Below are 3,101 nucleotides of genomic sequence, written 5' to 3' on the forward strand. Positions count from 1 at the left end.
TCGCAACGAAAGAACGTGATCGCGAACTAGTTGTGATGTGGTTTTGCAGGTTTTACCCCTGCGCAAGCCGCAGAACAGTTAGCTGAGGGATCTCTCAAGCATAATAAGGGCATCTGGTGGATGCCTTGGCGTCAAGAGGCGATGAAAGACGTGGCACTCTGCGATAAGCTACGGTGAGCCGAGAGCAGGCTTTGACCCGTAGATTTCTGAATGGGGAAACCCCACCCAATAGGGTGATCCTGTCGTGAATACATAGCGGCAGGAGGCGAACCCGGTGAACTGAAACATCTCAGTAACCGGAGGAAAGGACATCAACCGAGACTTCGCTAGTAGCGGCGAGCGAACGCGAACCAGGCCAGTGGCTTATGCATAAGAACCGGAACGATCTGGAAAGGTCGGCCATAGTGGGTGATAGCCCCGTACGGGTAGAAATTGCATAAGTCCTCGAGTAGGGCGGGACACGTGAAATCCTGTCTGAACATGGGGGGACCACCCTCCAAGCCTAAGTACTCCTTGACGACCGATAGTGTACCAGTACCGTGAGGGAAAGGTGAAAAGCACCCCGATAAGGGGAGTGAAATAGTTCCTGAAACCGGATGCCTACAAGCAGTTGGAGCACCTTTATGGTGTGACAGCGTACCTCTTGCATAATGGGTCAGCGAGTTAGTCTTACAAGCAAGCTTAAGCCGATAGGTGTAGGCGCAGCGAAAGCGAGTCTTAATAGGGCGACCAAAGTTTGTGGGATTAGACCCGAAACCAGGTGATCTAGCCATGAGCAGGTTGAAGGTGATGTAACAGTCACTGGAGGACCGAACCCACGTCTGTTGAAAAAGACGGGGATGACTTGTGGTTAGGGGTGAAAGGCCAATCAAACCTGGAGATAGCTGGTTCTCCGCGAAATCTATTTAGGTAGAGCGTCAGACGAATACCTTCGGGGGTAGAGCACTGAATGGGCTAGGGGGCCTTACCGGCTTACCAAACCTAATCAAACTCCGAATACCGAAGAGTACTATCTGGCAGACAGACTACGGGTGCTAAGGTCCGTGGTCGAGAGGGAAACAGCCCAGACCGCCAGTTAAGGTCCCAAAGTTGTGGCTAAGTGGGAAAGGATGTAGGACGGCCAAGACAACCAGGACGTTGGCTTAGAAGCAGCCATCGTTTAAAGAAAGCGTAACAGCTCACTGGTCTAAATAAGCTGTCCCGCGCCGAAGATGTACCGGGGCTCAAGCCACACACCGAAACTGCGGACTTGTCTTTGACAAGTGGTAGCGGAGCGTTCCGTAAGCCTGTGAAGATGTGCCGTAAGGCATGTTGGAGGTATCGGAAGCGAGAATGCTGACATGAGTAGCGATAAAGGGAGTGAGAACCTCCCTCGCCGAAAGCCCAAGGGTTCCTGCGCAAGGCCAATCCGCGCAGGGTGAGTCGGCCCCTAAGACGAGGCAGAAATGCGTAGTCGATGGGAAACAGGTTAATATTCCTGTACCCGTGAGAAGTGACGGCCTCTGGAAGTAGTTTTTCCTTATTGGATTGGAGAAGCTGCCAAGGAGGTCCAGGAAATAACTCTCACATATGGACCGTACCCCAAACCGACACAGGTGGGCAGGTTGAATATACCAAGGCGCTTGAGAGAATGGTGTTGAAGGAACTCGGCAAATTGCCCCCGTAACTTCGGGAGAAGGGGGCCCTCCATGAAGGCAACTTCATGGGGGGGGCACAGACTAGGGGGTGGCGACTGTTTACTAAAAACACAGGGCTCTGCGAAGTCGCAAGACGACGTATAGGGTCTGACGCCTGCCCGGTGCCGGAAGGTTAAGAGGAGGTGTGCAAGCACCGAATTGAAGCCCCGGTAAACGGCGGCCGTAACTATAACGGTCCTAAGGTAGCGAAATTCCTTGTCGGGTAAGTTCCGACCTGCACGAATGGCGTAACGACTTCCCCACTGTCTCCAACACCAACTCAGCGAAATTGAATTCTCCGTGAAGATGCGGAGTACCCGCGGTCAGACGGAAAGACCCCGTGCACCTTTACTACAGCTTTGCAGTGGTATCAGGATGTGAATGTGCAGAATAGGTGGGAGGCTTTGAAGCCATGGCGCCAGCCATGGTGGAGCCACCTTTGAGATACCACCCTTTTGCTTCCTGATATCTAACCGAGGTCCGTTATCCGGATCCGGGACCCTGCATGGCGGGTAGTTTGACTGGGGCGGTCGCCTCCCAAAGAGTAACGGAGGCGCGCGATGGTAGGCTCAGGCTGGTCGGACATCAGCTTAAGAGTGCAATGGCAAAAGCCTGCCTGACTGCGAGACTGACAAGTCGAGCAGAGACGAAAGTCGGTCATAGTGATCCGGTGGTCCCGCGTGGAAGGGCCATCGCTCAACGGATAAAAGGTACGCCGGGGATAACAGGCTGATACTCCCCAAGAGTCCACATCGACGGGAGTGTTTGGCACCTCGATGTCGGCTCATCACATCCTGGGGCTGGAGCAGGTCCCAAGGGTTTGGCTGTTCGCCAATTAAAGTGGTACGTGAGCTGGGTTTAGAACGTCGTGAGACAGTTCGGTCCCTATCTGCCGTGGGCGTAGGATACTTGAGAAGAGCTGTCCCTAGTACGAGAGGACCGGGATGGACGCACCTCTGGTGTACCGGTTGTTCCGCCAGGAGCATCGCCGGGTAGCTAAGTGCGGAAGGGATAACCGCTGAAAGCATCTAAGCGGGAAGCCCCCTTCAAGACTAGGTATCCCTATCAGATCCCTGGAAGACCACCAGGTTGATAGGCTGGGTGTGGAAGCGTGGCAACACGTGAAGCTAACCAGTACTAATTGATCGATCGGCTTGATTGATCCCTCTTGCTACTGATCTGCAATATGACTTGCGCAGCGGTAAAATCAGCAAGACCAATACGTCACAACAATAAATAGTTCGCATACATCACGATCTCATAAGATCTCCGATCTCTTCGCTGTGTTTGGACGGCCCGGTGGCCATAGCGGCCGGGAACCACCTGATCCCTTCCCGAACTCAGAAGTGAAACCAGCCTGCGCCGATGGTACTTTGTCTTAAGGCACGGGAGAGTAGGTCACCGCCGGGCCTTCCAAATACAGCA

At 53.7% G+C, this 3,101-nt stretch carries 2 rRNA genes; both read left to right on the forward strand.

What is annotated here, in order from left to right:
- Window positions 1-92 precede the first annotated feature (92 nt).
- Window positions 93-2,838: ribosomal RNA gene (locus ACXAIA_RS20525) — 23S ribosomal RNA — on the forward strand.
- A 133-nt stretch (window positions 2,839-2,971) separates the two neighbouring features.
- Window positions 2,972-3,086: ribosomal RNA gene (rrf, locus tag ACXAIA_RS20530) — 5S ribosomal RNA — on the forward strand.
- The last annotated feature ends 15 nt before the right edge of the window (window positions 3,087-3,101 follow it).

The sequence above is a fragment of the Thalassospira sp. ABL2_045 genome, assembly GCF_056161285.1.